The 23,445-nt window shown below is 40.6% G+C and carries 17 protein-coding genes and 3 tRNA genes; 11 read left to right on the top strand and 9 right to left on the bottom strand.

Annotation, left to right across the window (positions count from 1 at the left end; all coding sequences use genetic code 11):
* Positions 1–115: 115 nt before the first annotated feature.
* Positions 116–481: a hypothetical protein gene (locus N477_RS11495; protein ID WP_063360619.1), complete on the top strand. Its 366-nt coding sequence runs from the start codon at positions 116–118 to the stop codon at positions 479–481.
* A 35-nt stretch (positions 482–516) separates the two neighbouring features.
* On the opposite strand, the gene N477_RS11490 is transcribed toward N477_RS11495, so the two are convergent.
* A complete protein-coding gene (locus tag N477_RS11490) occupies positions 517–1,902 on the bottom strand; it encodes a hypothetical protein (RefSeq protein ID WP_063360620.1) in 1,386 nt (461 codons plus the stop codon).
* Positions 1,903–2,202: 300 nt separating this feature from the next.
* Between N477_RS11490 and N477_RS11485 the strand changes: the two genes are divergently transcribed.
* The 7 genes from N477_RS11485 to N477_RS11455 are packed head-to-tail and all read left to right on the top strand — an operon-like array spanning position 2,203 to position 10,619.
* Positions 2,203–3,471, top strand: a complete 1,269-nt coding sequence (locus N477_RS11485; RefSeq protein ID WP_063360621.1) for an efflux RND transporter periplasmic adaptor subunit — start codon at positions 2,203–2,205, stop codon at positions 3,469–3,471.
* Between the two features lie 18 nt (positions 3,472–3,489).
* Positions 3,490–4,185 (top strand): ABC transporter ATP-binding protein, encoded by a 696-nt coding sequence (locus N477_RS11480; protein ID WP_039608773.1) that lies wholly within the window; start codon positions 3,490–3,492, stop codon positions 4,183–4,185.
* Positions 4,186–4,193: 8 nt separating this feature from the next.
* Positions 4,194–5,561, top strand: coding sequence for an ABC transporter permease (locus N477_RS11475; protein WP_063360622.1), 1,368 nt, complete (start codon positions 4,194–4,196; stop codon positions 5,559–5,561).
* Between the two features lie 4 nt (positions 5,562–5,565).
* Complete coding sequence (locus N477_RS11470; RefSeq protein WP_063360623.1) at positions 5,566–6,789, top strand: ABC transporter permease; 1,224 nt, start codon at positions 5,566–5,568, stop codon at positions 6,787–6,789.
* A 44-nt stretch (positions 6,790–6,833) separates the two neighbouring features.
* The gene (locus N477_RS11465; RefSeq protein ID WP_063360624.1) at positions 6,834–8,168 is read left to right on the top strand and encodes a sigma-54-dependent transcriptional regulator; all 1,335 of its coding nucleotides are present in this window, start codon (positions 6,834–6,836) and stop codon (positions 8,166–8,168) included.
* Complete coding sequence (locus N477_RS11460) at positions 8,168–9,517, top strand: sensor histidine kinase (RefSeq protein WP_063360625.1); 1,350 nt, start codon at positions 8,168–8,170, stop codon at positions 9,515–9,517. Before N477_RS11465 ends, N477_RS11460 begins: the two co-directional genes overlap by 1 nt.
* A gap of 28 nt (positions 9,518–9,545) precedes the next feature.
* Complete coding sequence (locus tag N477_RS11455; protein ID WP_063360626.1) at positions 9,546–10,619, top strand: hypothetical protein; 1,074 nt, start codon at positions 9,546–9,548, stop codon at positions 10,617–10,619.
* 50 nt (positions 10,620–10,669) lie between these two features.
* Here N477_RS11455 and N477_RS11450 read toward each other — a convergent pair whose 3' ends face one another.
* Positions 10,670–12,544: a S8 family peptidase gene (locus N477_RS11450; protein ID WP_063360627.1), complete on the bottom strand. Its 1,875-nt coding sequence runs from the start codon at positions 12,542–12,544 to the stop codon at positions 10,670–10,672.
* Positions 12,545–13,264: 720 nt separating this feature from the next.
* Between N477_RS11450 and N477_RS11445 the strand changes: the two genes are divergently transcribed.
* The 3 genes from N477_RS11445 (at position 13,265) to N477_RS11435 (ending at position 18,307) form a co-directional block, all read left to right on the top strand.
* Positions 13,265–16,822: a hypothetical protein gene (locus tag N477_RS11445; RefSeq protein ID WP_063360628.1), complete on the top strand. Its 3,558-nt coding sequence runs from the start codon at positions 13,265–13,267 to the stop codon at positions 16,820–16,822.
* Between the two features lie 118 nt (positions 16,823–16,940).
* A complete protein-coding gene (locus N477_RS11440; protein ID WP_155731867.1) occupies positions 16,941–17,744 on the top strand; it encodes a hypothetical protein in 804 nt (267 codons plus the stop codon).
* The gene (locus N477_RS11435) at positions 17,741–18,307 is read left to right on the top strand and encodes a hypothetical protein (protein ID WP_063360630.1); all 567 of its coding nucleotides are present in this window, start codon (positions 17,741–17,743) and stop codon (positions 18,305–18,307) included. Before N477_RS11440 ends, N477_RS11435 begins: the two co-directional genes overlap by 4 nt.
* Before the next feature lie 241 nt (positions 18,308–18,548).
* Here the strand turns inward: N477_RS11435 and N477_RS11430 are convergent.
* The 7 genes from N477_RS11430 to N477_RS11400 all read right to left on the bottom strand — a co-directional run bounded on the left by N477_RS11430 (position 18,549) and on the right by N477_RS11400 (position 23,381).
* A tRNA-Leu gene (locus tag N477_RS11430) sits at positions 18,549–18,635 on the bottom strand.
* 37 nt (positions 18,636–18,672) lie between these two features.
* Positions 18,673–18,746: transfer RNA gene (locus N477_RS11425), tRNA-Cys, on the bottom strand.
* A gap of 20 nt (positions 18,747–18,766) precedes the next feature.
* Positions 18,767–18,842, bottom strand: a tRNA-Gly gene (locus tag N477_RS11420).
* Between the two features lie 174 nt (positions 18,843–19,016).
* Complete coding sequence (gene pgsA / locus N477_RS11415; protein WP_063360631.1) at positions 19,017–19,562, bottom strand: CDP-diacylglycerol--glycerol-3-phosphate 3-phosphatidyltransferase; 546 nt, start codon at positions 19,560–19,562, stop codon at positions 19,017–19,019.
* 42 nt (positions 19,563–19,604) lie between these two features.
* Positions 19,605–21,428, bottom strand: a complete 1,824-nt coding sequence (uvrC, locus tag N477_RS11410; RefSeq protein ID WP_063360632.1) for an excinuclease ABC subunit UvrC — start codon at positions 21,426–21,428, stop codon at positions 19,605–19,607.
* A 14-nt stretch (positions 21,429–21,442) separates the two neighbouring features.
* Entirely contained in the window at positions 21,443–22,093 is a 651-nt protein-coding gene (gene uvrY, locus N477_RS11405) for a UvrY/SirA/GacA family response regulator transcription factor (RefSeq protein WP_023398753.1), read from the bottom strand.
* 139 nt (positions 22,094–22,232) lie between these two features.
* A complete protein-coding gene (locus N477_RS11400; protein ID WP_063360633.1) occupies positions 22,233–23,381 on the bottom strand; it encodes a dicarboxylate/amino acid:cation symporter in 1,149 nt (382 codons plus the stop codon).
* Between the last annotated feature and the right edge of the window lie 64 nt (positions 23,382–23,445).

The raw sequence follows: 23,445 nt of genomic DNA, 5'->3' as shown, positions 1-23,445 counted from the left end.
GCATCACTGAAAAGTATCATTTACTTTGCTGGTGGTTATACCTTTCAGCTAGCCTGCGCCACACTAATATGAAATAATTACCTCAATTGGAAACTCATTTTTTATAGATTTTTAAATGGATTCAAACTATCCCATAGAGTCTGCTTTCTTAGTCTTATCACTGTTATTTGCCATTACCCTAATACCCGCCAAAGTCACAATCCAGTTTATTGGTGCCGACTACAGCAGTATTTTGCGCTGTGCAATCGCTGTATTCATTGCCACAATCACGACCTTATATGCAATCAGTACAATTGATCATCTGATAGGGATAATATTGTTATTCACATGGTTGGTCTTTATTTTTAATCGAATCTTGGGGATGTCTAAAACTTGGAGTAGTCTATTTACAATTTGGCTGGTACTCATGCAACTTGCTGTATTGCATGGCTTAGCTCAATATGGCCTGACGTGGTATCAAACTACAAGCCAGCTTGTTTAATACCACTTTTTTCAGAAATTCAGAATTAAGTGTACTTAATCAATACGACCACTTTTATTTATGAATTTATAGTCAACTTGTATATAAGATTGGTTTTCAGCTTTTGAAAAGTCGTCTTTATCCTGAGTCGCTAAAAAGGTGCGGTAATCATTCAATGCCGCAGGGCCTTTTGGATATGCCGACAAACTGATTTGAAAAGATGGCAGCGCATTAAACTCAATGCTCTCTAAAGTGAACGCGTTACCAAATTGAAACTCTGGTATGTTACCCGCTGTACCACCCGTAATGTGCCATTGATAGCTTTCGCCTTCACTGGACGAAAACGAAAATTGCCAGTCAACCAGCTTTAATCTGTCATCCAATGCGCTAAAGTCATAGCTAAAGCTGAAATTACTGCTGTCATGACCAGACAAAAATGCCTGGCCTAAGTCATTATCTAACTCAATAAGATCGGTAAAGCTCACTTCCCCTTTAGAGGAAATTGTAGATTCTGAATAGCTAGTAAGTATCAGTTGAAAAGCATCTAAATCGATATCATCGCCAACTTGTGCACTATACTGCGAATAGTCTGCTAAGTCAGGAAAAATTACATGCGCTGTGGATGCTGGCATATTGAACAATAAATCATACCCACCCATCTCTTGCTTTCCTTTCATGTAAGAAGTAATAACTACGTTAGCACCATCATCCAATTCAGGTACCGTGACGGCCACCCCATCATAACTAAAATCTTCAGCTAACAACTGAAATACTCCGGTATTGGCATCGGTATTCGGTTCAACACGGGCAAGTTTGACTATCTCTTTGTCATCTGACACAACAGCAAACGGGATATACTTTTCACTCCTGCAAAGATGCGCTTTTTTCAAAGGCTCTCCTAACGGCGCTTTATATTCATAATTCAAAAAAGTAGAGTCTAGGTCTTTTGTTAGCATCTTATAATCGGGATATGTCACTGCAGCGTCTTCTACATCAACAAAATAGGTCTGACAAGGTATTACCGCGGCCACACTGCATTCTTGCGGTGAATCAAATACCATGGTGCCCAAACTAACATCTCCTGAGATATCCATATGCGTATATACTTTTCGCAGCGTACGACTATCTTCTCGAACAACTGTATCAACCACTGATACATGTTTAGCATTTTCGGGGATATCTCCTTGATAGGCGCCATTTTCATCTGGATTCGCAGTAGCGACAACCGCGCCACTTTTATCATGGAAAATTATTTCGATATCAGTATGGCTGTCTGCCGTGGCACACCCACCAAACACAGCTTTGAGAGATACAGAACCAAGATCAGGGGTAGGTTCCACAGGAACTACTCTCACAGTATCATCATCTGAGGAACTACAGCCCGATAGAGCCATAACTATTGCACTAGTAATAAACGCATGTTTTAGATTTATTTTTTTCATTTTATTTCCTTTTAAAACAGCTGGGTACTTCCAATTAAAATCGGAACAAACCTTAGCACGCTGGCTCCCCGGTAAAAGTTAACAAATGTTACTCTATGCTATTATTTGCAACCGAAAAACCTATGAGACATCGTCCGTTGTCCGCCTTAATTTACTGTCCGCGTACTGTCCGGTGTCCGTCCGGCTCCCAAATCCAAGCTTACCTAAAAACAAAATAACACAATAAATACAACAACTTAAATTTTGGCACATTGCTTGATATAGGAATAAAAACGACATAGCTTCAAGGAGTCGGACATCATGATCCGAAATACATCTCAGCAGGACAAGGTAATCACAAAGAGATCAACTAACAAAAAATGGATGCTCTCGAGCATTGGCGCCATTGGACTTATTAGCGCAGTGGCATTCTCGTATGACAGCTTCTCTGCGCTCTTATCGGCAGAGCAAGCAGTATCGACACAGCAGCTCAAAACAGCTCAAGTCGTACGTGGCGATATGATCCAAGATATACGCGTTGAAGGTCGCACCCTTGCCGCCGTCAGCCCGTCACTGTATGCCATTGCTTCAGGTACTGTGACACTCCATGTCAAAGCTGGTGATACCATTGCCAAAGGGCAAGTATTAGCGAGCTTAGATAGCCCAGAATTGCATAATCAGCTACTACAAGAAGAGGCCACATTAAGGCGCATTGAAATGGAAGTAAAGCGTCAACAAATCGCAATCAAACAACAGCAATTAGACAATACGCAAGCCATGGAACTCGCCAAGGTCGAACTAGAAGCTGCACAAAGCGAAATGGCTAGGGCCAATGCCAGTATTGAGAAGCAAATTATCTCCAAGTTAGAACTAGAACAAACCATGGTCGAGCTCAAACGCGCAGAGCTCAATGAGCGTCACGCAATCGATAGTTTAAAACTTTCTCAAGAGCAACTTAACTTTGAATTACAAAGTACCCAACTTGATTTAGATAGACAACGCCATCTGGTAGCTAACTTGCAAAGACAAGTTGATGCGCTCACGCTGACCTCGCCACTAAGCGGTATCGTGGGCAATTTAAACGTCCAGCAAAAACAGCATGTGCAAAGAGACAGTGAGTTAATGTCTTTAGTCGATTTAAGTGAACTTGAAGTGGAAGCTTATATTCCAGAAAACTTAGCGGATGAATTAGGCATCGGTTTAACTGCAAAAGTACAGATCAACAATCAATACTTCCCTGCAACACTGATGGCCATCTCTCCAGAAGTAGAAAATGGGCGTGTATCAGGTCGCATTCGCTTTGATAAACAACCAAAAAGCTTACGACAAAATCAACGTGTTAATGCACAGATCATTATCTCCCATAAGAAAAACATACTCAAAGTTGACCGTGGCGCATTTATTGAAACAGGATCTGCCTCAACAGCCTATAAAATAAGCAATGGCAGTGCGTATCGAACTAATATTCAGCTAGGTGTAAAAAGCATCAGAGAAGTTGAAATTAAAAGCGGCTTGCAGGTCGGTGATACCATAGTAATATCTAGCCTCACACCATTTCAACAAGCGCAACAAGTCATACTAAGTGAATAAAAATAAAAGGATAAACCCATGCTTAAAATGAATAACATCAGCAAAATTTACCGCACAGACTTAGTCGAGACACATGCACTGAGTGGTGTTAACCTCACTGTAGATGAAGGCGAGTTTATCGCTGTGACCGGTCCGTCGGGATCCGGTAAAACAACCTTTTTAAACATTACAGGCTTACTAGAAACGTTTGAGGAAGGTGAATATATCTTGGATGGTGAAGATGTCAGCCAGCTCTCAGACAAGCATCTATCAAGGCTTAGAAATGAAAAAATTGGTTTTATTTTTCAGGGCTTCAATCTAATTGCTGACCTTAACCTCTACGATAATATTGAAGTCCCATTAATATTCCGTGGTATCAACCAAAAGGAGCGAAAGCAACGCATTGAAGAAAGCCTTGAATTGGTAGGTCTAGGTAGCCGTGCCAACCACTACCCCGCCCAGCTAAGCGGGGGCCAGCAGCAACGGGTCGCCATTGCAAGAGCTCTTGCAGGTAAACCACGATTTTTACTCGCCGATGAACCAACAGGTAACTTGGACACCATGATGGCACGTCAAGTCATGGAACTATTGCAAGATATCAACCGTCAAGGCACCACACTTATCATGGTGACACATGACAATGAATTAGCACAGCGCGCGCATCGTAATATCCAGATCTTAGACGGTCAAGTCAGTGACATCGCTAAAAGCCAACTTACAGATTTAGCGGTATAGGTGAATATATGAAAGACGCACTTCACCTTGCATGGCAAGGGTTTAAACAAAAATCTAAATTAACAACCTTGATGATAGTCAACCTCGTCATCGGCATTACCTTGCTGCTCACAATGAGTACCATCATAGATCAAAGTGGCCGCTCTGCGATGTCACATAAGCTAAACGAGCTTAATCATATCAGCCTTAACTATATGGACAGCGAATTCGACAGACGCCATGCACTGAGAACACCGCCAATGACTTACCGTGATGCGCAAGCGCTGTCGATGGCCTTTGAACAAAAAGAAGTATCATTAGTAAACCTGAGCTTTAATTACACCACGTCATTTATTTTGGATCTCAATGATAATAGTGCAAGACCTCTTAATGCCACAGGCTCCGCAGTAGATGAGCACTTCTTTGCAATCATGGACGCCCCATTTTTATTTGGCAGCCCTTGGCCAGAAAATATGAATGACTCAGCAATTATAGTGCTAGAGAAAAAAGCCAATGACCACTTATTCGCAGGTCAAAACTCTATCGGCAAATTTGTCGTGATCAATAATCAACAACTCGAAGTCGTCGGCGTTGTAGATTTATCGCATCACACTTTTCGTTTTCAAAATAATAGCTTTAGCAATAGAGAAAATGATCTTGCGTTTATTCCCTTATACTATGCAATGGCAAATAACTTACCTCGAGTTGGCTACATGCCATGTATGACTAAAGAAGAGCCGCTACGCACTCAGTTCCGTCAGTCAAACATAACGGGGTTAAAAAGTGCAGAATGTGGTTTTCTGCATGCTTGGGCACAAGTCAGCACTGATAACGCGCAGCAACAATTAGACGAATTAACCCTATGGCTGAGGAATTATACCCAACAGCAAATGAGTCAGGGGCGCTTCCCGCACAGTGAGCCTTACTATGTCCAATCCTTAAAACTATTACATGACACTATTTATAGCTTTATGGACTGGGAACGTGTTTATCTCAATTTTGCTTATCTGCTTTTTGCCATCACCTTGGTCAACACCGTTGGGATTTTACTGGCTAAAAACCAACATCGTGCAAAGCTAGTGTCGTTATATCGAGCGCTCGGTGCAAATCGAATGTACATCATCAAGCTGCAAATCATTGAGCTATTAATCGGCGCAACCATTGCCATTACTTTAGGCTTAGTAGGCGCACAGTTAGGCTTATATGTCATGTACCTTTTAGCTATGTATTCGATGGATTACGTCGGTGTTGCAGAGCAAGTACAAAGACTTTACAAGATGGATATTTGGTTTGCTTTCAAGGCAGCTCTTAGCATTTATACCACTATTTTGATTGCCGGCTTGTTCCCTATCATCACTGCCAGCCGTATTGCGCCTGCATCTCAATTAAGAGGATAAATTTATGGCGATTAAACATATTTTAAAACTCATTTTAAAGCATAAAAGTATCTCTTTGCTGATCACCTTACAAATTGCCATCGCAGTGACCATTATCGGTAATACCAGCTTTATTAGTTACCGTACCTTGCAAAATTGGCTGATCCCCTCGCATATTGCAGAGCAGCAGATAGTCAATGTCTATACCCGTGTTTTCGATAAAAACCTTGATAAAGGCGCTCTCATTGAGCGAGATTTACAAACTCTACAGTCCATCGCTGGTGTTGAGAGCGTTAGCTATGCTGCAAATGAATTAGTGCTAGCCACAGTAAATGGGCGTAACTTTGCCCACGCGACACTGGATGAAGATAAGCAGGGTGAAAACGTTGCGCTTTTTGCGCAAACACCAGGAGGGCTTGAAACGCTTGGTATTCAGGTGACTCATGGTCGTCGTTTTTACGATACAGAGTATATATTTGGTCACGCTAGTGAAGGTCAAAGAGCAAGTGTTGTGATGATAAGCAATACACTTGCTAAGGCTTTATTTCCTGAGCAAAATGCGCTTGGTCAAACCGTCTATCTTCATAACGACCGTCTTCCTTATCAAGTTATTGCGACTTATCAAGACATGATGTTAGGTGAAGCAGCGGCTTACACCAACAGTTGGTACCACTCTGCGATTATTCCAGAAGCTCACTTTAGTACTAACAACCAAGTAAACTATTTGGTCAAGGTGACGGAAAATACCGACGATGCAATCTTTGAAACCATTGAGAACAAACTGTTTGAAGAAGAAGGCCGCTTAGTTCAGCAAGTAGAATTTGCAGCGCGTGCCAAAAAACGTCTATGGGATGGCCGTAGTACCTTTGCATTTATTATGATGGGGATCAGTGCCATCGCTATCCTCGTGACAGGTGTTGGGATCATCGCTCTGGTTTCATTTTCCATTTCTGTTCGTAAAAAAGAAATTGGTGTACTGCGAGCGCTGGGCGCCTCTCAAGCCAGAGTAATGAGAACATTATTGTTAGAAAATTCAATCTTAGCCATAGTGGGCATTACCTTTGGTTTATTTGCAGCCATGTGGCTTAACCAATACTTTGTAACCAACCTGCGTGTTCAAGGATTGATAGTCCCATGGCTTGCTGCGGCCGTTGCCCTCTGTGTTTGGGGACTAAGTGCCTCAGCTGTCTATATCCCAGCGCGAAAAGCAGCTAAAATATCTCCAGCACAGGTTACAAAAACCAGTTAAATAACAAGCCGGTACATGGTACCGGCAAAAATAACGATAAGAATATGCAAAATAAAATACTTGTGATTGACGACAATCAGGACGTTATAAAAGCACTTAAGCTGCTGTTTTTACTCAATGACATTGATTGTGATGGCGCAACAAGCCCAGAGCAAGGCCTCGATATGCTCAACAACCAAGCTTACGACCTAGTCATCCAAGATATGAACTTTACCCAAGACACCACCTCTGGCGCAGAGGGTCAGGCGCTTTATCAAGCGATCCGTGCCTTGAACCCTGACTTACCTATTATCCTACTCACCGCTTGGGCAAATTTAGAAACCGCTGTCGCACTAATTAAAGATGGGGCAGCCGATTATTTAGAAAAACCATGGCGAGAAGAAAAGCTACTCAAGTCAGTCACTCAATTACTCGAAATATACCGTCTAGAAAAAGCACAATTCCAACAGCAAACACATGCCCGAAATCGGGCAAATAAACTGGCAGAACACTATGACTTAGCCGGTCTTATCTATGCAGATCCAGCCATGCTTAACTTGTTGGAAATCGCGACCCAAGTCGCGCACTCAGACGCACCAGTACTCATAACAGGTCCAAATGGGGCGGGCAAAGAAAAAATCGCCGAAGTGATCGTTGCCAACAGTGCCTACCATAGCAATGCTTTTATCAAGGTCAATGCAGGTGCGCTTCCCGCTGATTTAATCGAAGCAGAATTATTTGGCGTTGTCGGTGGCGCCTATACTGGAGCTACTAAAAGTCGGATCGGAAGGTTTGAAGCGGCTGATGGCGGCACCTTATTTTTAGACGAAATAGGTAATTTGCCACTGTCTGGGCAACAAAAACTATTGCGCGTATTACAAACTGGCGAATTTGAACCCGTAGGCAGTAGCCAGACGAAAAAAGTCAATGTGCGTGTGCTGAGTGCGACTAATGCCAATTTAACAACTGCAATTGCACAAGGTACATTTCGAGAAGATCTCTACTACCGACTAAACATGATAGAGTTAAAGTTACCTGCACTGATGGAGCGACCAGAAGACATTATCCCACTCGCAAATCATTTTATAGAGGATAATAAACAGCTTAGTTCAGGTGCTGTCAGTATGCTAAAACGTCATACTTGGCCGGGTAATGTCAGAGAACTACAAAATGTGATTGGTCGTGCACAATTACTTGCAAAAAGTAACCTCATTGAAGCCTCTGATCTAGGGCTGAAAACTAAGCCTGCTAATTCTGCAGCCAATACCGAGCTATCAGCGCAGGATATACAAAGCGCATTAAGTAGCTATCAAGGCAATGTCACTCACGCAGCAAAGAGTTTAGGTCTCAGTCGCCAAGCAATGTATCGACGCATGGATAAATTTGGAATAGCGCGCTGATGAACACAACTTTCACGTCTTTGGCTGGAAAAATGGCCGCATGCTGCACAGTATTTATTGTGCTTGCAGTGTCAATTCAGGCTGTTTTTGTTTTTATAGGCGCACCTATCTTAGTTGCACTCCCTCTCTCATTACTAATCACGTTGCCGTTCATGTTTTTTTGTTGTGAGTTTATATTTCAACAACACAAAATGATTATTGATACGCTCACAAATGGCCTCAAAAGTCTCTATGACAATGATTTCTCTATCCGTATAACAGAGCAAACACACTCTGAACTAGGTGCAGCTGTACACATGTATAATAAGCTCACCACACAGTTAAAAAAGCAACGGCAGACCCTCAATCAACGAGAGATACTGCTTGATAGCATTGTACAAGCCTCCCCCATGGGTATTGTTTTAGTTGATCCCTACAAACACATTGTTTACTTTAACAACGAATCCACCCAGTTATTACAATCTACCCAACTTGATGGCATGACTTTGCACCAATGCTGTGAGAAGCTCCCACCACAACTGCAAAAGTCAATTATTCAGGCTCTGTCAGGCTTGATAAGCTTTGAACACAATGATGTAAAGCAAAGCTATTACCTAAGTTTTAAAACTGTCACCTTTAACCACCAACCACATCAATTGATGATCATCAAAAATGTTTCTGTGGAATTAGGGCAAGAAGAGCTACATATGTGGAAAGATGCCATTCGGTTAATTAGCCATGAACTGAATAATTCATTAGCCCCCATCAGCTCGCTGACGTCATCAGCCCAAAATATGCTCAAGAACGATAAGCATCTCGATTTGCTCCCTGATATATTGCAAACGGTCGACCAACGCGCACAAAATTTAAGTGAATTTATTGCACAATATGCGCGTTTTGCTCGCTTGCCCAAACCAAACTTTGACTACCATGCAATCAAGCCACTACTCGATCAAGTAAATGCACTTTATTCATTTAAATTACTTGATTCATTGCCCATCGAACAAGCTTACTTTGATAGTACGCAAATTGAGCAGGTATTGATTAACATCTTAAAGAATGCCCATCAGTCTGGCAGTGACCCCGAACAAATCGCCGTTAAAGTAGTAAAAGATTACAATCGCCTTCGCGTCGCCGTCGTCGACCGCGGTTCAGGGATCAGTAACGGTAACCTGCATCAAGCACTATTGCCTTTTTATTCGACTAAGCCTGACGGCAGTGGGATCGGTCTCAGCTTGTGTAACGACATCATTCATGCCCACCAAGGACAACTCAAATTAAAAAACCGAATGCAAGGGGGCTTGATGGTTGAATTTGATATCCCTTTAAGAGACACTCGACATCATCAAGGATCAAGCGATACAATTTAATTCGCTAGCCTATACAAGGGACTTTATCATGTTATGTTACTCTAGATTTTGGGTCAGTATTGGTGCCTTAACACTCGCAGCCTGCCAAACTACAAAAACAAATAGTACGCCTCCCTCTGTTCAAGTTCCCTGTTGGCTAAATAAGCCGGTGTCATCACAACATATCGGCTTTATTGGTACCGCCGCGCCATTCAGCGCTATCAAAGACGGCTCCATTATTGCCAGCAGACAAAGAGCAGTCTCACACTACACTCAATACTATGGACTGCCCAGTGCTCATGAAAAGATTAAACAGCTACCTGCGACACAAAATCGTTTTACGCTCAATAATGGCCAAGTACTATATTTTTCAGAACCCTATATAACCTCAGATACCTTGTATACCTATGTGAGCAACAGGCCAATCATCAACAGCAATCAATGTGAAACGGTCTCATGCAACTTCAGTTTATGTGAACCCAAATGGCTATGTAGTGGGGAGAATAATCACGTCATCGGTGCAAGTTATTATACAGCCTTTGCACATCAGCAACTCCCGATGACTGCAACTAACGCAAAAGCACTAGCTGGTTACCTAGCTCAAGCAAGTGTTAATATGCAAGAGCGCTATATTGAATCTTTTTCAGAGCAACAACACACCTCTCAATTTTTCCGACAAGGTGAAGTAATAGGTAATGAATATCACCAACCTTTGTTAATGACACAAAGCTGCCATTATGGCTCTACATTATTTGCGGCCTATCAAACCAATCAGTCGATTAACAAACAAATAACGCAACAAACATGGCGAGATATACAGCAATATCAAGGGAGAAGTGTTGTAATGGGTAACTTTGGTGAAGATGGCACCATCGCACCCGATAACTTAATAAGTAGCGCCATCAGATACGCCATTCACGATGCACTGGTTGAGATTGCAAAAAACAAAGGCGTTACTGTCTCAGCATCAAGCACTTTACTCAATCAAAATGGCCGCTACTATTTAAGCGACGCTCAATTTGATATTCAGCAGACAGTCAGTGGTCAATTGTTGGATTTACAGATCAACTACAAAGCAGGGTTTCCAATCGTCTATGTCTGGCTTCTCGAATCAGAGTCATAATAAACGTATTCCGTGTAACAGGGGCGCTTTAACGCCCCAATAAATATATTTTAACCCCCACAGGTAAGGCTAAGTCCTTTACAGCTATAAGTGGAGTTTTCATCTTCTAAGCCAGAAAAATCTAAGATACTGTATCCACCATCTGTTGACGTTGAATGTGTTTGATTACTTGAATCACACTCCCCTTGTACTTGCCACATTTTTGTTGCCTGACTAGGCGTTGCACCTTTGTTCCAGTAATAAGCACTATAAATTTTACCTTGATAAGTCACCTGCTCACCTCCATCGTAAGGCTTGTTGTGATACCAGTTTTGTGGGCAAGAAGGTGTCTTTCCTGACTCTAAATAAGTCAGCGCCTGTGCAAAATTTGGCAAGCCATGGCCATATACACTGTCTTTGCCAGCTTGACCTAAATCATGGCTAGTCGCTCTAAGCGCATCAATAATTTGCGTTCTATTCCAACTAGGATTTTGCGACCAAAGCCTCGCAATACCACCTGAAATAATCGCTGTAGCTTGAGAGGTACCAGCACCAACCACATAATCGCTGTGGTAACTGCTAATTGAAACCGACATATTTGACTCATCCACCATTACAGGCCACTGATGTACCAATAAAGTTGGGAACTCTGTATAATAATCAACACCTTTTAAGCGCCCTTCTGGATGCTGCGGGTAGTTTATCATCAGTACTTTACCGCCAGCTGAGATACAATTAGACTGTGCGTTACTCAACTGCTGACGAGTCTGATAAGACAATGTACGCTCTGTCATTTGCTGCTGCACATCACCAGCAGACAAAGTATATACGCACTGCTCAGGTAGAGTTGTTTGCATTGACTGGCTGCTAACACCGACATCAATTTGTGTATATTTCAGAACATCAGAAACAGAGCCACTGTGCTGAATTACAGCTTCTTGAACCGCATAATGGCTACGATTAGCCGTGGAAATAATTTTACTCCCCGGTGCAACAAAGTCTATATTCTGATTAGTCGGTGAAAAAGAAGCAATTGTTCCATCAGTCTCTAATGCGCCTATTGATAAAACATTATGATATGAGGCTGGATAATGTAACACATCATCATGTTGACCTTGCTGTTTCTTCTCCGATGAGCCATGATTACCAGCCGCAGCAACAAAAATCAGTCCTCTATCATAAGCTAACCTGTCAATAACAGACATCGTCATTGGAGAGAACTGCTCTCCACTTAGAGACATATTTATTACCTTGGCTCCTGAGTTAGCACAAACTTCAATTGCCTCGATTAAATTACCACCCCATATCGCTGAGTTTTTACCATTGGCTGTTTTAATTAATTTGTGAACTTGAAGGCTAGCAACCCCATCACTTAAGGCGCCCTTTACACCGAAACCATTGCTTTGAGCAGCAATGATACCGGCCATGTGTGTACCATGACTAAGTGCATCTTGATCCCAAAAGCCAGCATAAACGCTGTGATAGCCATGAATATTAATTGGTAAGTCAGGGTGATTACTGTCTACGCCTGAATCGATAACACACACTGAAATATCATTCGTTGCAGAAGGGAGCTTACTGATTGATGTTGCGCGTAACCAATAGGGCTCAAGCTCACTATTTGCTAGCACATCTAGGCTATTGGTAGCAGCATTATAATAATCAAGTGAATTACTACTTAAAGAAAGACCATAATCAGCTTCAAAGGTGACTCCTTCAATATGGCTTAACTCGTTGATTTGCCAAGATGATAATACCCCTTGAGCAATCACTTTATCGCCGCTTTGTCCTATCACCTTTAAAGAGCTCAGTATATTTTGAGATAGCTGTCCGTTCTTAAATTGTACTAGATAAGCACCATCGTGGCCTTGCTCATGTGCAATTACACTCAAGCTCAAACTACCTAATACACTTAAAAAAACTGCATTTCTTTTAAAAAAACCCATACCAACTCCTAGCAAAGCTATGTTTATATTTTTATTGTATTTATCCTTAAACCCCTGTTTTCATACATTTAACTATTAAACCTTCAATGGATATCTACTTCCTTCAATACGCCATTTGCTGCATCTACTAGATCGCAGCGTCATACCTATTTACAAAAAGTTAATTTGGGTAACCTTACTCTTAAGAGGGTTACCACTCAAGATAATTGTTAAATTTAAGATAAAACTATTCATGACTTTTTATAAAAGCGGATAAGTGACGTGCAAAATAAAGTCAAAATTAATCAATCGACGCCCTTTCCCCTCACAATTCGAGACTCAAGCCCTGAATAGAAAACAGGTTTTCAATAATTAAAAACGCCGACTTGATTAAAAAATAACAAAACAAACCTTAAAAAGTAAAAAAAAGTAGATTTATTAAAAAATTCATAGTAAGCAAATTAGAATTACAAATAGGATATTAACTTTTTCGAATAAGTCGAGAATGATATGCTAAAAAATTTCATAAAATTGAATAATATTCACTAGACCAGTACCTTTTTCTGGTGTATTGGTTTTTTTATCGTATTTGTTATTTTTTACACTGATTACACGTTTTAATAGACAGCAGGCTCACAAAACGCGACATTTATGTACTTGCCTTGCGCAATGGGTTAAAAATAATAATTAAGAGCAGTGATGGTCGTGAGACAGACGATTTACCAATAAGAGCAAAAAAAAATGCACATTCTTTTATCTGATAAGCGCTACACATATAGCCCCAAATTCAGATTTATAAAACCTAAAGATCGCCAAAAGGTAAAAGTAAAATTTGCCAATGATTTAATACTTGCACTCGGTTACAAGTTCAAAGAGCAGCGCAACTATTTTGAAATGGCAGCTGAAGCTGCTTTTATGTCTCTCAACCCATTGGATAGACAACAAAATCAGTTTTTTATTGAATTAGACTTGGTGACTAGCAACCAGCAAACGGTAAACTTACAAGAAGATAGTACCAGTGTTGGATTAGGGTATGCGCTCAGTTGCGCACTGGCATACCGCTCTCATATACAAAAAACAACCGAATTTACTAGCACCTGTTTCGCAACAGGTGAAGTTTCACCGAGCGGTAACGTCCATTCGATTGGTCATATAAACAACAAAATCGAAGGTGCACTCTATGCGATGACATACAGGCATAGTGGACCATTCATTATTTTTTACCCCCGCGCCAATCATAATGAGATCGATGAAGAGCTCATCCATAACGTCGAGTTACTAGGTGGCCAGTTATCGCCTATTGAGCATATCAATGAGGCGCTACAACTATTACTTGGTGAAGAGTATGACGGCACTCAGCAATCAGGCTCATTAACTTTTAAAGGCTTAAGAAGCTTCGAACCCCATGATGCCTATTACTTTTTTGGTCGCGATAAACTCACCTCAGATTTATTGACGCTATATAACGATAAACCATCACTCATCAAAGTACATGGTGTTTCTGGAAGCGGAAAATCAAGCTTAATTAAAGCGGGATTATTGCCTGCACTCGCCCACCAAGGTAAAAATGTAAAGTGGCATATCGGGTTACCTAAAGATTTTGATAGCAGTGCATCTTTATTAAAACATTTTATTTGCTCCAATGAAGCGGGGTTTGAAGCCGTATTAAAAACCATGTCGGTCAGCTTAGAGCAGTTTATCGAAGAGTTACTTAAATTAAATACAACATTTCTAGATGAACTAGCACTCCATCTCACTGCTCATAAAAAGACCTATATTTGGTACATTGACCAATTCGAAGAGATTTTTGAGATTGAGCCTGATAATCGCCTGCTACAGAGCTTGGCAAAATTATCAGAATATACTCCCATATCTGTGATAACCAGTATAAGAAGTGAGTACTTACATAATACAGATATGATAGGAAGAGACTTCTATGTTTCCCATAGTCTAACAGCCGAAGACTGGCTTAAAATTATAAATAATCAAGCTACTGCACTGGGAATTACACTAGAAGAAGGGCTTGCTCAAACAATTCAAACAGAGGCATTAAAACTGTCTCATGCACTGCCTGCTGTAGAATATTTGCTTGCGCAGATGCACGCACTCGCAATTGACAGTGATCAACCAAAAAAACTGACGTTCAGTCAATATAATCAACTTAATAAATTAACAGGCGTCATCTATAGACAAGCTGAATATATTTTAGGTCAATTTGAGCCTCTCACTGAGCAGTTTTTTGAGCTGTTTATTGGCGTAAATATTAATGGTACTTGCTATTCAAAACATGTTGACTTTATTGTACTTGAAAAAGAAAATCCGCAGTTACTAGAACTTGTCAATGCGCTCATCGAAAAACAACTCGTTATCCGCCACCAAGCTCATAAATTGCCCCCATACGTAAAATTGACTCATGATTGCTTAATCACGATCGCTGAAGAACGTACGCTTGATCAACAAATTTGGCCACGCTTTTTCATCTGGTTAAGTGCCAGAAAAGAATACCTTCAATGGTTTCATGGTATTGAAGCTAAATATAAGCAATGGAAAAACTTTTCAGCACAACCTGAAGAGCAAAATAACTTCACCTTAGGAAAGCATGAATTACAAGATGGTATAAAGTATCTTAGTCAGCCAGGCACTATCAGCCTACAATCGACAAAGAACTATATTCTTTCGTCTCAAAGCTTGTATCAAACAACACTAGAGCAACAGAATAAAGCGCAAAAAAGGCGCCTTCTGACAACCAGTGTGCTATTTTTATGTGCATTAGGCACCGCAACTTTTGCTTATCATCAAAAACAGCTTGTAGTCTCAGAACAACAGAAAACAGCACAAGCATTATCTCACCTTAAAGACAATGTGCTGCTTAATATAGATGCAATTGAACCGATATTGGCTCAATATTTACCTACATTCCAACGCAAATACCTTAATAGCCACATAACAAAGCTAGTTTCTAGTGTCGACAGCATACCGCTAGATGATGCTGATAAACTGCGAATTTTGCTAATTAAGGTAAAAGTTTTAAGACAAGATGATTCTACTCATATTGATGAAATACAAGAAATATTAGCAGAGTTAGAAAGTAAAATTACCAAGGTTGGGAATGGTGATCCAAAAGGCTTGCAGCTGGCCATCTCGTTCAATTATGAGTTTGGTAGTTTATTGATAAAGCAAGGCAGAAATGAAGAGGCTAAAACTTATTTAGAACGTGCTTTGGAGCAGGTACAATATTTATCTTCAGATCCAGCATCTGCACTTATAGAAGCGAGGCTTGTCTCCCAAATTGCCTTTATGGCACTTTGGGAAGGAGATCTTAACCTTGCTGCTGAGAAATACAGTGAAGCACTACAATTGCTCGACAATCAAGTTCCCTCAGATAGTCTTGAATCAGCTTATAATATTGTCAGGATTAATACTTATAGAAATCTAGCTAAAACAGCATCATCTGAACAGCAGGCCAGTGATTTTTTACTCCAGGCAAAGACCGCCTTAGAAAAGCAATTAACCAAAGATCCAAACCATTTAATCTCTCAATATAATTTACTTAGAATCTATATTAACTTAGCTGAAAATAGTAGTAATCGAGTGGAAGCGAACAGGTTCTATAATCATGCAAATGAATTAGTGACGCTCTACTCAATTAAAGATCCTGATAATATCCACGTACAAGTAGCTCAATTGCTCTTGGCAAGTAGGCTAGGTAGTAGCAAATTAAAGCAGGGCTATTTAGTAGAGGCCCAAACACACTTCTTAGAAGGTTTGGACATAACTAGAAAACTACGTGTATTAAATGACAGCAACATAGATTGGCAAGGACATAGTATAGAGCTTTACATGGCCTATGCTGATTACTTTACCCAAACAAATCAAACTGAACAAAGTGCCCAGTATTATGAAAAGGCACTTAAAGCCGCGAAACAGCTACATAGTCAGGATACTCAAAATCTTGACTTTATTAGCCTTTTGCAAGGTGCTTATTCAAAAGTGGCGATTCACTTATACAATCAAGGCGAGAAGAAATCCGCACAATCTCATCTTGAGCAAGCAAAACAGTACGCACTTTATTTAACTGAAGCGACACCAGACAACCAGGGTTATCAAGTCAGCTACCGTAAAAAACTATTTAATCTTGGTTATATTGCATCAGAAATCGGTGAAATTGATAGCGCCTGTGATTATTTTTTATCTGGGAAGACTATTTCGGACAAATTCCTGCAGTCTCACACCAGTATTCAATGGCAAAAAGCAAAAAATAAATTTGAACACTATATAGAATTACTTAAGTGTAACTAAAATGGCAACAATCCTTGATAACATCCATTAGGAATAAAAACAATATGCTGAAACTTATAGAGAAGTTGTTATATCACAAGCAATTTTCAAGCTATTCCTAGTAGTGTAAAAGAAACGAATGATAGAAGGGATACAGCAACAATCAAAGGGGGTATGGATGTGGTTTGATAACAAACAAGCCGTACAAGAAGCATATAAGTTTATAAAGTTTTTGCTTCGAAAAAAAGCGATTACTGATCATAGAATCGACACTGAAGCACTTATTCAAGAGACATTGTTAAAAGTGATAAAAGCGACTAAGCAAGAGGATAACGATAGCTCTTGTAGTAATAACGAGAAACAAAAGCTCAATGCTCAAAAAGATTTTAACCATGTTTTAAAAGCTTATACATATCGTGCATTTGAAAGCGTCTATTTAGATATGGGCAGTAATGTCACATACCGTAGGAAGTCTGCTTCGGAGCAAGCAAAAGCCCCCGAGGAAGGACGTTCAGTACAAATTGTTCACCTCTATGAGAGTAATAGTAGCGCTGATGGTTCAAGCAGTAATATTTATGAATTGATGCCAAGTGATCAGCCTTCCCCTGATCAAGTGGCTAAAATGGATAAAAATGCACGGTTATTTATCAATCTTTTATTGGAAACGATCGCACAGGAAGAAGACAAAAAAAAGCAAGCACTATTTTATGACTTTTTTTCACTGTCTTTTAGACAAAATGCACTTACTCAAAAGCAACTGGGTGAGCGTCATGGCTTTAAAGGCAATGCCGCCATCACCTATATTTCAAGGTTTGTTAGTAAACTATCAAAACGAGTCGAAGAATCCGGTTTAAGCCTAGAAATAGGCAACAGTCCGCAAGTGGACTTCGACATATACTTTCTCACTCACAGCAATAAAATAAATGAGACGATATCGGTATGAATAAGGTTAAGATCACAGACAAGGTATTAGAGTCGCTTGAAGATCACCTCATTGCAAAATCAATTACGGAGTATGAGCATGAAGAAGAGCATGCCCTCACCCCTCAAGAGATCGCAATTATTGAGCGGATCTATAATCAGCAAAAGTCAACTGAACAGGTTTTAAAAGCATTAAGCTTTGAAGTGCCATTACTTGCTGCAAGTTCCGAATTAAAGTCCTCAGACAAGCCATGGTGGGATTTTGACACCATCATCAATGATACCTTTCAGCTAGCTGTCTTCAGTTCATATGGGCAGGAGTTAAGCGAGAACGTTGACTTCGAATTAAACCCATTAAAAGGCAAAGAGCGTGAATTTAATGACTACTTTGATACTTTTAGAGGAACCAAGCAAGGTATTAGAATTTACTGGGCTAAAAATAGTCGACAAGTCGTTATGGAAGGAGAGCTTGTGCATTCATATGAAGGAGATTACGTAAGTGGTCATGGTAAGATCATATCGAGTGAATACTTCGGAACAGGGCACTTTAAACTGATGCTAGAGTTTTTCTCACTACCTAACTAAAAAGGACTGTTAGGTAACCAATTTAAATTATGCTGACTCAATTATAATTTAACAAATGACTCCTATTCGCTGTGAATTAACCAATCAACGGGGCTCACCCGTTGATTATTCACGTCTATACGCCATTCTTGATACCCGCCCGCACAATTCTTCGACAGCTATGCCTAGATGAAAAACGATTACGTAACGAGAAATACATTACATTTTGAATAATAAGAAAGAAATAAAAGGTGAAGTAAAGTGGTGCCCGGGGCCGGACTTGAACCGGCACGCTGTTACCAGCGAGGGATTTTAAATCCCTTGTGTCTACCAATTCCACCACCCGGGCATCGGGTTGCTTTCGCATGTGGATAATATTGAGAAAATGGAGGCGGAACCCGGAGTCGAACCGAGGTAGACGGATTTGCAATCCGCTGCATGGCCACTCTGCCATTCCGCCGTCAATTCAGCATCAAAAGTTGGAGCGAGTAACGAGGTTCGAACTCGTGACCTCGACCTTGGCAAGGTCGCGCTCTACCAGCTGAGCTATACTCGCAACATAATGTTAAAGCAAACTAATGTGCTTTAATTACGTTTCGTTTTGATGACTGTTGTCTCTCAACACGGACGCATTCTACAGAACTTCTTGATTGCGTCAATATAAAAAATGAATGTTTTTAACTGTTTGCTTATTTTTTATCTAAACCGACCTATAATTGCTCAATATCAATTAAGATTTGAGCAATTCGCCCTTGGCAGCATTCAAATACTGCATCATAGAGACTACCGTCAATATGGTCGCTGTTGCTAATAGCATATAACTAAGCATCAACATCCAAGGTGAAAACTGCCAAATTAATCCTATTATCGCCAGCATCTGCGCGGCAGTTTTAAACTTACCCAAAGAGGACACAGCTACGCTCGCTCTTTTACCAATTCCAGCCATCCACTCTCGAAGGGCTGATATGACTATTTCACGACTAATAATCACAACTGCAGCAAATGTGATCCATACATTTTGATAATGAGCAGCAATCATCACAAGCGCAACGCTCACCATGACCTTATCAGCGACTGGATCTAAAAAAGCACCAAAAGGTGTAGACTGATTTAATTTACGGGCCAAATAACCATCTAAAATATCTGTCACTGATGCCAACCAGAAAATAAATGCCGCTGCAAAAAATGCCCATGAATACGGTAAATAAAACACCACAGCAAATACTGGGATGAGAAACAACCTAAATGTTGTTAGCGTGTTTGGAATATTCCACATAACTACTTAAAGAAAACTTTTTTTATATGTTCGCATGAAGTATCAAGCTTTGTCATGCAAATGGTTAAATATCTTTTCAGCCAACTGCGGACTGATCCCAGGTACTTGCCCTAATTGTTGAATATTTGCAGATTTAACGCCCTGTAATCCTCCTAAATACTTCAATAACGCTTGACGACGTTTATTACCTACTCCACCTATTTCTTCTAATACAGACTGAGTTCTTTGCTTTTGTCTCTTATTGCGATGACCGGCAATAGCAAATCGATGCGACTCATCTCTAATGTGCTGTATTAAGTGCAGTGCGGGTGAGTCACTTTCTAAATTAATTGTTTTACGGCCAGCGTCAAACAACAGTGTTTCCAATCCCGGTTTGCGACTAGTGCCTTTAGCAACACCAATTAGCATAGGTATTTTTTCCAATTGCCAGTGTTCAAAGAAGGCTTCAGCTCTCGCTAATTGACCTTTTCCCCCATCGATAAAGATGATGTCAGGTACTTTGGACTCATCTGTGACTTTTGAGTAACGCTTCTTCAAAGCAAAGTCCATTGCAGCATAATCATCTCCTGGCGTGATACCGGTGACATTATAGCGGCGATACTCTTTTGTATTGGGGCCTTGAGCATCAAATACAACACAAGAGGCAACGGTATTTTCACCCATTGTATGACTGATATCGAAACACTCCATGCGATTAATATCAGTTAACCCCACCGCTTCTTTCAATAACGCGTAGCGTTTGCTAACGGCATCTTGCGTGCTTTGCTTAACCATAATGCTATTGATGGCATTTTTAGTTGCTAATGCTAAATAATTTGCACGCTCGGCCCGAACATTGGTTCGCACATGTACTTTACGCTGTGCAAGCTGCGTGAGCGCCTCGGTTAGCTCTTTTTGCTCAGACAACTCAAATGGCAACACGATATCATTTGCAATTCGTGCATTAGAACCATTTGACACATAATACTGTCCAACAAAAGAAGTTAAGATTTCATCCTCTGAAGAGTCCTTTGGTACCTTTGGAAAATACGTTTTACTGCCTAAAATCTTATGATCGCGGATCATCAACATATGGATTGCAGACAAACCATTACGCTGTGCAAAACCAACCACATCCATTTCTGCAAAATTACCAGCAACAGATTGCTGTTCCTGCATTTGTCTTAATAGCGCTATTTGGTCTCGATACTTAGCGGCCGCCTCAAAGTTGAGTGCTATACTCGCACTTTCCATTTTGCTCACCAGGGACTCTATAACTAAATGAGACTTGCCACTCAAAAACTGCCTAACTAAATCGACTTGCTCTGCATATTCACCTTGCGACACTTTATCAACGCACGGCGCTGAGCAACGCTTTAATTGAAATTGCAAACAAGGCCTGCTTCGAGCGCGATAATACGCATCTTCACATTGGCGAACTGGAAATATTTTTTGCATTAGACGCAAGCTTTCTGAAACAGCTGCGCTACTAGGAAACGGGCCGAAATATTCGCCCTTTTGTTTTCGGGCCCCACGATGAAATGCAATCCGTGGATGTTTATGGTCAGTGAGAAGAATGTAGGGATACGACTTATCGTCTCGAAGTAAGATATTGTATCTAGGTTGGTATTTTTTTATTAAATTATTTTCGAGTAACAGCGCTTCAGTTTCAGTATTTGTCAACGTAACTTCGATATTATCGATGTTACTCACTAATACACGCGTTTTACTATCAGGTATGTTCGAGCGAAAGTAACTACTTACTCGCTTTTTTAAATTTTTAGCTTTACCAACATATATCACCTGGTGCTCTTTATCATACATACGATAGACACCAGGTTCTGTAGACAATGTTTTTAAAAACGATTTGTGATCAAAATCAGCCATTCAAATGAAGTTGATTAACGTGAACTATCAATATCAATCATTTTATGACGAATCGCTAAATGAGTCAGCTCTACATCGCCACTGACATCTAATTTTTCAAACATTCTATAGCGGTAGCTATTCACTGTTTTGGAACTTAGATTTAATCGTTCGGCAATATCTTGTGCTTTCTCACCTTTAGTGATCATGAGCATAATTTGCAGTTCTCGATCTGACAACGACTGGAATGGATTTTCATCCACTTTGCCACTAAACTGCGCCAATGCGATTTGCTGTGCAATTTCAGGTGCAATATAACGCTGTCCTGAGTTGACAGAGCGGATCGCATTGATCATTTCATCTGGACCTGCACTTTTAGTTAAATAGCCGTGTGCGCCAATTTGCATCACTTTGCTCGGAAATGGGTCTTCACAGTGCACTGTGAGTACTATTACTTTCACATCAGGACAATAACGACAGATTTTCTTCGTCGCTTCTAAGCCACCGATCCCCGGCATATTCATGTCCATTAATACGATATCAGGTTCATTTTGGCGGCAAAAAGTAACCGCTTCTTCCCCAGTTTTAGCCTCTCCGACCACCTTGAAACCACGCACATCATCTAAGATACGCTTAATTCCAGTCCTTACAAGTTCATGATCATCAACTAAAAGTACGTTAATCAATGGAACATCCTCACGCTAGCCCTTGGTAAAAAATCTTTTCGATTTGCTTTGCGAGATTAACATATAATTTCACAAAGCATAATCAGTTACATTAAGCCAATCTATTAATATACGACTATATTACTAGATTTGATATTGGCTACTCTGCTTTTTCAGAGAATCGGTTCACCCACAATGCAATCACACCATCCCCCGTCACATTACAAGCAGTACCGAAGCTGTCTTGCGCAAGATAGAGTGCAATCATCAATGCAATCGCACTTTCATCAAAACCCAGCATCGACGTTAACAAGCCCAGTGCCGACATGACCGCGCCACCAGGTGCGCCAGGCGCTGCAATCATAACAACCCCAAGCATAAATATGAACGGCAACATTTCTAGTAATGATGGAATGGCCATCGTTGGTGATAAAAACATCACCGCCATAGCACATGTCACAATCGTTATCGTTGAACCGGATAAATGAATTGTAGCACATAAGGGAACAGAAAAGTTTGCCACTTCTTCTGAAACACCATTTGCTTTGCTCGCTCTTAACGAAACCGGGATGGTTGCTGCACTAGACATAGTACCAATTGCGGTGAAATAAGCCGGCAACATATTTTTGACCAATTCCAACGGGCTTCGTTTTAGCATAAGCCCTGTTACAATGAACAATGTTGTAAGCCATAGCCAATGCATACCAACCGCAGCCACTAATACCACACCAAATGTACTAAGAGTATCAACAACCGTGCCAGCAACGGCCATTTCAGCAAAAACACCCGCAATATAAAACGGCAATGCAGGAATTATTACTTTAGCCAACAAAGCATCAATCACATCTCGGCCTTGATCGACTACATCTTTCAACTGGCCTAAGTTTAATTGACTAATGCCAATACCAAAAATAAACGCAGCTGCTAATGCAGTCATTACACTCATAATTGGTGGAATTTCTAACTGAATATACCCTTTGAGCTCAGCGCCTTTAGCCGCTTCATAGACGATGCTGCCTTCAAAGAAGCCAGTAGCAAATAATACGAGTAATACAGCAAGCGTACCGGCAATGACCGTAGAACTATATGCAAAGCCCACCGTCTTACCTAAAAGGTGCCCAGATGTTTTAGGTAAACCGGCAATACCAGAAGCGATAAAAAATAAGATAATCAAAGGAATTGTAAAGCTAATTAGCTGGCCTATAATCACTTTTGCTGTATATAGCAGCTCAGTCAGACCCAAAGGCAAGTACAAACCTGCCAAGATACCGCCAAGGATACCGGCGATGAGTTTTATTATTAGAGACATAGTTTGCCCGATCTACATTTAAACCAAACCCCTTTTTACCAGCTTTTACCTCATAGGTATACAA

Source organism: Pseudoalteromonas luteoviolacea H33-S, assembly GCF_001625695.1.
GTDB lineage: Bacteria > Pseudomonadota > Gammaproteobacteria > Enterobacterales > Alteromonadaceae > Pseudoalteromonas > Pseudoalteromonas luteoviolacea_B.
This window is presented reverse-complemented; position numbering and strand designations above follow the sequence as displayed.